5 protein-coding genes and 1 pseudogene are annotated in these 7,250 nt (G+C 65.9%); 5 read left to right on the forward strand and 1 reads right to left on the reverse strand.

Annotation, left to right across the window (positions count from 1 at the left end; translation table 11 throughout):
* Positions 1-128 precede the first annotated feature (128 nt).
* A complete protein-coding gene (locus ACFTWF_RS39575; protein ID WP_378466533.1) occupies positions 129-3,182 on the forward strand; it encodes a protein kinase in 3,054 nt (1,017 codons plus the stop codon).
* 61 nt (positions 3,183-3,243) lie between these two features.
* On the opposite strand, the pseudogene ACFTWF_RS39580 reads toward ACFTWF_RS39575, so the two are convergent.
* Positions 3,244-3,588, reverse strand: a pseudogene (locus tag ACFTWF_RS39580) (galactofuranosyl transferase); the annotation flags it as partial.
* Positions 3,589-3,625: 37 nt separating this feature from the next.
* Here ACFTWF_RS39580 and ACFTWF_RS39585 point away from each other — a divergent pair.
* The 4 genes from ACFTWF_RS39585 to ACFTWF_RS39600 all read left to right on the forward strand — a co-directional run bounded on the left by ACFTWF_RS39585 (position 3,626) and on the right by ACFTWF_RS39600 (position 7,248).
* A complete protein-coding gene (locus ACFTWF_RS39585; RefSeq protein ID WP_378466534.1) occupies positions 3,626-3,760 on the forward strand; it encodes a hypothetical protein in 135 nt (44 codons plus the stop codon).
* Positions 3,761-3,892: 132 nt separating this feature from the next.
* Positions 3,893-4,930, forward strand: coding sequence for a Gfo/Idh/MocA family oxidoreductase (locus ACFTWF_RS39590; protein ID WP_378466535.1), 1,038 nt, complete (start codon positions 3,893-3,895; stop codon positions 4,928-4,930).
* A complete protein-coding gene (locus tag ACFTWF_RS39595) occupies positions 4,927-5,712 on the forward strand; it encodes a TIM barrel protein (RefSeq protein WP_378466536.1) in 786 nt (261 codons plus the stop codon). The genes ACFTWF_RS39590 and ACFTWF_RS39595 overlap by 4 nt, the downstream gene beginning before the upstream one ends.
* Positions 5,713-5,814: 102 nt before the next feature.
* On the forward strand, positions 5,815-7,248 hold the full coding sequence (locus tag ACFTWF_RS39600) for a sugar porter family MFS transporter (protein ID WP_378466537.1): 1,434 nt from the start codon (positions 5,815-5,817) through the stop codon (positions 7,246-7,248).
* Positions 7,249-7,250: the final 2 nt, after the last annotated feature.

Raw genomic sequence — 7,250 nt, forward strand, 5'->3', positions numbered from 1 at the left:
CTGAACGTGCGGATCACCGCACTACCGAGGGCCGCGGAACGAACGGTGGGCGATGCGGGAAGACACTGTGAGTGAGGTACACGATGCAACAGGACCGGCGCCCCGGATCGGGTGAGCCGGCGTAGCCGATGTCGGACGCCGATCCATTCGAGACCCAGCGCGACGTGGTCGTACCGCTCGCGGTGGAGCTGGATGCCGCCGGATTCGAAAACGCCGAAGAAATCGGACGCGGCGGGTTCGGGGTCGTCTACCGCTGCCGGGAGTCGGAACTCGACCGCACGGTGGCGGTGAAGGTTCTCCTCGCTCACTCCGACGAAGACAACGAGCAGCGATTCTTCCGCGAGCAGCGGGCGATGGGCCGGTTGACCGGGCATCCGCACATCGTTACCGCCCTTCATACCGGCACGACCGGCAGCGGACATCCTTACCTCGTGATGCCCTACCACCGGCAGGATTCGCTGGACGCGATGATCCGCAGGCGGGGCCCGCTCTCGGTGGAGCAAGGGTTGACCCTCGGCATCAAACTCGCCGGCGCCCTCGCGACAGCGCATCGGTTCGGCATCGTGCACCGCGACATCAAACCCACCAACATTCTGCTGACCGACTACGGGGAGCCGGCGCTCACCGACTTCGGCATCGCCCACGTCTCGGGAGCATTCGAGACCGCCACCGGCATCATCACCGGATCGCCCGCGTACACCGCTCCCGAGGTACTCGCCGGCCGAGCACCCACTCCGGTGTCCGACGTCTACGGTCTCGGCGCGACGCTGTTCTCGGCGGTGACCGGGCATGCCGCCTTCGAACGACGCAGCGGTGAGCAATTGGTAGCTCAATTCCTGCGCATTACGACCGCACCGATTCCGGACCCGCGCGAGCACGGGATCCCCGACGACTTCAGCTCGGTCATCGAACGGACGATGTCCGCCGCTCCCCAGGATCGCCCTTCGGCGGTCGAACTCGGTGAGGAGTTGCAGCAGATCGAGGCACGTCTCGGATTCGCGACGACCGAAATGGTCTTGTATCCGGACTCGGACACTGCACCTGGCCTGCACACGAGACCACGCCAGTCGGGACCGCGCGCCGCTCCCTCCGCCGACGTCGTGGACGGGAATCTGCCGGCAGAATTGACCAGTTTCGTCGGACGACGTCGCGAGCTCACCGCGGCCGGGAATCTGTTACGAAAGTTTCGTCTGGTCACGCTGACAGGAATGGGTGGGACCGGAAAGACCCGGCTGGCCCTACGCGTCGCCGCTCACGAACACCGCGAGTACCGCGACGGAGTGTGGCTGGTCGAACTCGGTGAACTGCGAGATCAGTCGCTGTTGTCCGACATCGTGGCCGCCGCACTGGGGTTGCGGGATCAGTCTGCTCGGCCGGCCGCGGACACGCTCGTGGACTACCTTCGCCCGCGGGAGCTGCTGCTGGTACTCGACAACTGCGAACACGTAGTGAGGGATGTCGCCCAGCTGGCCGGACACCTTCTGCAGACCTGCCGTTCCCTGCGAATCCTGGCAACCAGCCGTGAGGCCCTGGCCATCGACGGCGAAGCGGTGCTGCGGTTACCACCGCTCTCCCTCCCCGACACCGAGCGGATGACCTCGGTGCGCGATCTCGACGGCTTCGATGCGATCACACTTTTCATCGAGCGCGCCAAGGTCGCGGTACCCGACTTCACCGTCACCGAAAGCAATACGGCAGCGATCGTCGGGATCTGCCAACGCCTCGACGGCCTGCCGCTACCGATCGAATTGGCGGCAGCACGGATTCGGGCATTATCGCCCGACCAGATCCTGGACCGCCTCACCGACCGGTACACGCTGTTGACCGGCGGCGCACGAACGGCGCCGACCCGCCAGCAGACGCTACGCCTGTGTATCGATTGGAGTTACGACCTGTGCACCGCGCTGGAGCGGGCCGTGTGGGCCCGGCTCTCGGTGTTCGCCGGCAGCTTCACGCTCGACGCCGCCGAAACGGTCTGCGGCTACGACATGAACGACTCGGATCTGCTGGACGTGATGACCTCGTTGCTCGACAAATCGATCGTCATCCGTGAGGAATCAGGACCGGTGGTACGGTTCCGCCTCCTGGAAACGATCCGCAGCTACGGCCGGCTCAAGACCGAAGAAGTCGGAAACCACGACGAACTGCTGATACGTCATCGCGACTGGTGCCGAGACCTGGCTGCCGATGCGGAGACGAACTGGATCAGTGCCCGCCAACTCGACTGGATCGCCCGACTCGACCGCGAGCAGCCGAACCTTCGCGCCGCGCTGAACCTCTGCGTGTCGTCGAGCCCGGAAGTCGGCCTGCGAATTGCGAACGCACTGTTCGAGTTCTGGAACGCGCGCTCGATGTTCGGCGAAGGCCGGTACTGGTTCGACCGACTCCTGAACGCACACGATGGTCAACCCGGCCGCGAGCGCGCCAAGGCTCTGTTCGCCAACACCCAATTGGCCAACATGCAGGGGGATCGTCCGACGGCACAGAACCTCGTACGGCAGGGCCGCATCCTCACCGACCGTGTGAACGACCCGACGATCAGCTCGTACGTCACCCTCGCCGAGGGAATGCATGCGATGTTCACTGGTGACCTCCCTCAGGCCTGCGAGGACCTGGAGAGAGCAGCAGGGTTCTTCACCGAAGAAATCGACCTCAGCGCCCGGGTCGAGGCCTTGATGATGCTCGGACTCGCTTATACCTGGCAAGGCGACACCGCGCATGCGATCTCCAAGTTCGACGACGTCCTCACGATTACCCGCACGCGCGGCGAATCGGTGCTGCAAGGATATGCCCTGTGGGCGATCGGTCTCGCACTGTGGCGGCAGCACTCGACCCACGACGCAATCGCGCGGTTGAAGGAATCACTTCGATTGGCGCACAGCGCCGTCGACCAAGTCGGAGTCACCGCATGCCTCGAGGCGCTTGCGTGGATTGCGGCGGAACAGGACGACGGGCATCGTGCCGCGATTCTTCTGGGGGCGGCCGACGCACTCAGTCGTGCGGTGGGCAGCTCGTCGGTCTACCTCCCGAACCTGCTCGACGATCACGACGCCTGCGAACGAAGCACGCGCCGGATCCTGGACCCACAGGCCTTCACCGTCGCCCTCCGAGAAGGCGAGGCGCTCACATTCGATGAGGCCGTCGCATACGCCCTCGACGAGGAACCCGAATCGGACAAGTGATGTTGGAACGGTTGATCGAAATCTGTTGCAGAGAAATCGCTTTTGCCCGCAAAATCGCGAATCATACTGCGAGATCAGGAGACCGCTGAAATCGCTCTTTGCGTCCGAGCTTGCGGAGACGACGCCACTCGTCGAATCCCGCGAGGCTCCGCCTGCTGATCAGGAAATACCAGGTGAAGCGAGCCCACTCCTGGGGAAGGAGTTTTCGCATCCCCGGTTGCGCCATGAGGTACCCGCGGTTTCGGTAGGTGTAGTGGCGCTTGGTGGCATCTTCGGGGAATTGAGTGTGCATGCGGCCGCCGAGGATCGGCTTGAACTCTCCTTCTCCACTCGGATGCAGGTACGCAGCGTCCAGGCAGGTGCCGAACCGCAGACCCGAGCGTTGCAGCCTCCGGTGGATCTCCACCTATCGGCAGCGTGACCGGGCCACGATGCTGGCGCTGATGCGGGAATCATTGACATTGCAGCGACGACTGCACCGGGAACTCCCTCACTTGAAGCGGCGCTACGCCGCCGTCGCGCCCACACCGGCTTCCCAGGAATCCTGGGAGGAATTCTTCGGCAGGCAAGATACGTAAGACTCGCATCCGAGGGCGGTCGCGTTGGCTCCAGACGGGGTCTTGACCCTGGGACGTGATCCGCCTAACATTCCGAACTAGAACGTACTAGTAGAACGTACTAGTCCATGAACTTCCAGGTCGGAGCAACACATGTCCAAGAATTCCCCTGTGCGTCTGGCGTTGGTGGGAGCGGGCCGCATCGGTTCGAACCACGCCGAGCTCGTCGCCCGCCATGTCCCCGGTGCCGCGCTCGTCGCCGTCGCCGATCCCACACCGAGCGCGGACCGTCTCGCCGCCGACCTCGACGTCGCCGTGGTCGAGCACTCGGCGCAGGCACTGCTCGACCGGACGGATGTCGACGCGGTCCTGATCACCACCCCGGCCCGCACACATGCCGAGCTCGTCGTCGCGGCTGCCGCGGCCGGAAAGCACGTGTTCGTCGAGAAGCCGATGGCCGTGACCCTCGCCGAGGCCGACCGGGCGATCGCCGCCGCCGACGACGCCGGTGTGGTGCTGCAGGTCGGATTCAACCGACGATTCGCGCCCGGATGGGTCGCAGCTCGCGCCGCGATCGATACCGGCCGTGTCGGAACCCCGCAGCTGCTGCGGTCGGTGACCCGCGATCCCGGACCGTTCTCGGCCGATCCGGCGCGAATTCCGCCGGGAACGATCTTCCTGGAGACCCTGATCCACGATTTCGATGCGCTGTGTTTCCTCAACCCCGGTGCACGCCCGGTTCGGGTGACCGCGCTCGCCGACGCGTTGATCCGACCGGACGCCAAGGCGGCCGGACACCTCGATACCGCCGTCGTGACGGTCGAATTCGACAACGGGGCGATCGCGACCGCCGAGGCCAGCTTCAGCGCACTGTACGGGTACGACGTGCGCGGGGAGGTATTCGGCTCCGGCGGCATGGTCACCGCAGGCGACGCGCGCGCCACCGACATGACGTACTACGGACCGGACGGGATCGGCGTCGACACCGCCCGCCGCGACACCGACCTGCTGCGCAGCGCCTACCTCGCGGAGTTCGTCGCGTTCACCGAGGCGATCCGGTCCGGGACGCCCGCCCCGGTGACCGGTACCGATGCCCGCACCGCGCTGAGCATCGCCCTCGCCGCGGTCCGTAGCGCGTCGACCCGTGGCCCCGTCGAGGTCGCCGACGTTCTCGCGGAGGTGACGGCATGACCGGGATCCGCCTGGCCGCATGCGCCGAGATGCTGTACGTCGATCTGCCACTGCTCGACCGGGTCAAACGAATTTCCGATCGCGGTCTGCTCGTGGAGATCTGGGACTGGTCGACCAAGGACATCGACGCCCTCGCCGGATCCAGCGCCGAATTCTCCTCGATGACCGGCTATCTCACCGGAAATCTGACCGAGCCGGACGGGATCGCGGAGCTGCTGGCCACCGCGCAGCGATCACTGGAGGTGGCCGAGCGTCTGAACTGCCCGCGGCTGAACCTGCACGGAACCGGTCTCGGTGAGGGCGGACTTCCGGTTCGACCGGTACAGGTGGTCACCCCCGCGATGTGGCTGACCGCCGCGGCCACCCTGCGCAAGGTGGCCGAACTCGGCGCCGCCGCAGGCCGCACGTTCGTGCTCGAGAACCTCAACCTGGCCGTCGATCACCCCGGCACGCCGTTCGCCGCCGCAGCCGACACCCTCGCACTCGTCCGGGCGGTCGACCATCCGAATCTCCGGTTGAACCTCGATCTCTACCACGCGCAGATCGGCGAGGGGAACCTGATCGACCTGGTCACCGAGGCCCTGCCGTACATCGGCGAAATCCAGGTCGCGGACGTGCCCGGCCGCTGCGAGCCGGGCACCGGCGAGATCAACTACGCCGGTGTCGCGGCCGCTCTGAAGCGAATCGGCTACACCGGCGTCGTCGGGCTCGAAGCATGGGCGGCAGGCGACCCGGACACAGCCCTGGACGCGTTCGAGTCGGCCTTCGCCCCGGCCCGCTGATCCCCGCCCGGCACCGCCGGGCATTCGAACGCCTCACCCACGCGCGAGGGTCGCTGTCGCGCCGCATCACCATCGCCCTGTGGGCAGAACTGGAGAACCGCTGTGTCTCACGGCATAACACACACAACAGCGCGCGGCGTCTCGCTGCCGCCGCTGCGACCGGGGCCGCATCAGCGACGACTCGATCTGATCGCAGTGGTCGCCACCTTCGGCGGCCTGCTCTTCGGCTACGACACCGGAGTCCTCAACGGTGCCCTCGAACCGATGAAACACGACCTCGGTCTCACGTCGTTCACCGAGGGGCTGATCGGCGCAGTGCTACTCGTCGGCGCCGCCATCGGCGCCCTGGCCTGCGGACGGATGAACGACCGGATCGGCCGCAAGAAGACCCTGACCATCCTCGCCGTGGTCTTCTTCATCGGCACCTTCGGCGCCGTGCTGGCCCCGAACCTCGAAGTCATGCTGCCGGCGCGGTTCGTGCTCGGACTCGCGGTCGGTGGAGCATCGGTCACCGTCCCGGTCTACCTCGCGGAGTTGGCGCCGACCGAACGCCGCGGCGCGCTCAGCGGACGCAACGAACTGGTGATCGTCTTCGGGCAGCTGCTCGCGTTCGTCGTCAACGCGGTCATCGCCAACATGTGGGGCGATCACGAGGGCGTGTGGCGGTACATGCTGGCCGTCTGCGCCATCCCGGCCATCGTCCTGTTCTTCGGCATGCTGCGGATGCCCGAATCCCCGCGCTGGCTGATTTCGAAGGGCCGTCACGACGACGCGCTCACGGTGCTGAAGCAGGTACGCACCGAAGATCGGGCACGCGCGGAGATGGCCGAGGTCGAGCACCTCGCCGAGGAGGAAAAGGAAGCGCAGACAGGAGGACTTGTCGACCTCGCCGTCCCGTGGGTGCGGCGCCTGCTGATCGCCGCCGTCGGTCTCGCGATCGCCCAGCAGTGCACCGGCATCAACTCGGTGCTCTACTACGGCCAGCAACTGCTGATCACCGCGGGATTCGACCCGAACACGGCGCTGATCGTCAACGCCGCCGTTCCCGGCGTGCTGGGCGTGGTCGGCTCCATCATCTGCCTGTGGGTGCTGATCGATCGCGTCCCCCGTCGCACGCTGATCATCAGTGGGTTCGTCGCCACCACCATCTGCCACGGTCTGATCGTGTGCGCCGCCTGGCTCCTCCCCGAGGGCACCGCCAAGGCCTACCTCATCCTCGCGATCATCGGCCTGTTCGTCTTCTCGATGCAGATGATGCTCAACGTCCCGGTCTGGGTCTGCCTCTCCGAGATGTTCCCCCTGCGGATGCGCGGATTCGGAATGGGCGTGGCCGTGCTCATGCTCTGGATGACCAACGCCGTTCTGACGTACGGATTCCCGATCATGCTCAGCATCACCGGCCTCACCGGCTCGTACCTGGTGTTCTTCGTCCTCGGCCTGCTATGCATCGGATTCCTGTGGAAGATGCTGCCCAACACCAGCGGACGCTCCCTCGAAGAACTCGAGGAAGCCTTCGCCAAGGGCGAATTCCACTGACC

Source organism: Rhodococcus sp. NPDC056960, from assembly GCF_042674125.1.
Classification (GTDB): Bacteria; Actinomycetota; Actinomycetes; order Mycobacteriales; family Mycobacteriaceae; genus Rhodococcus_F.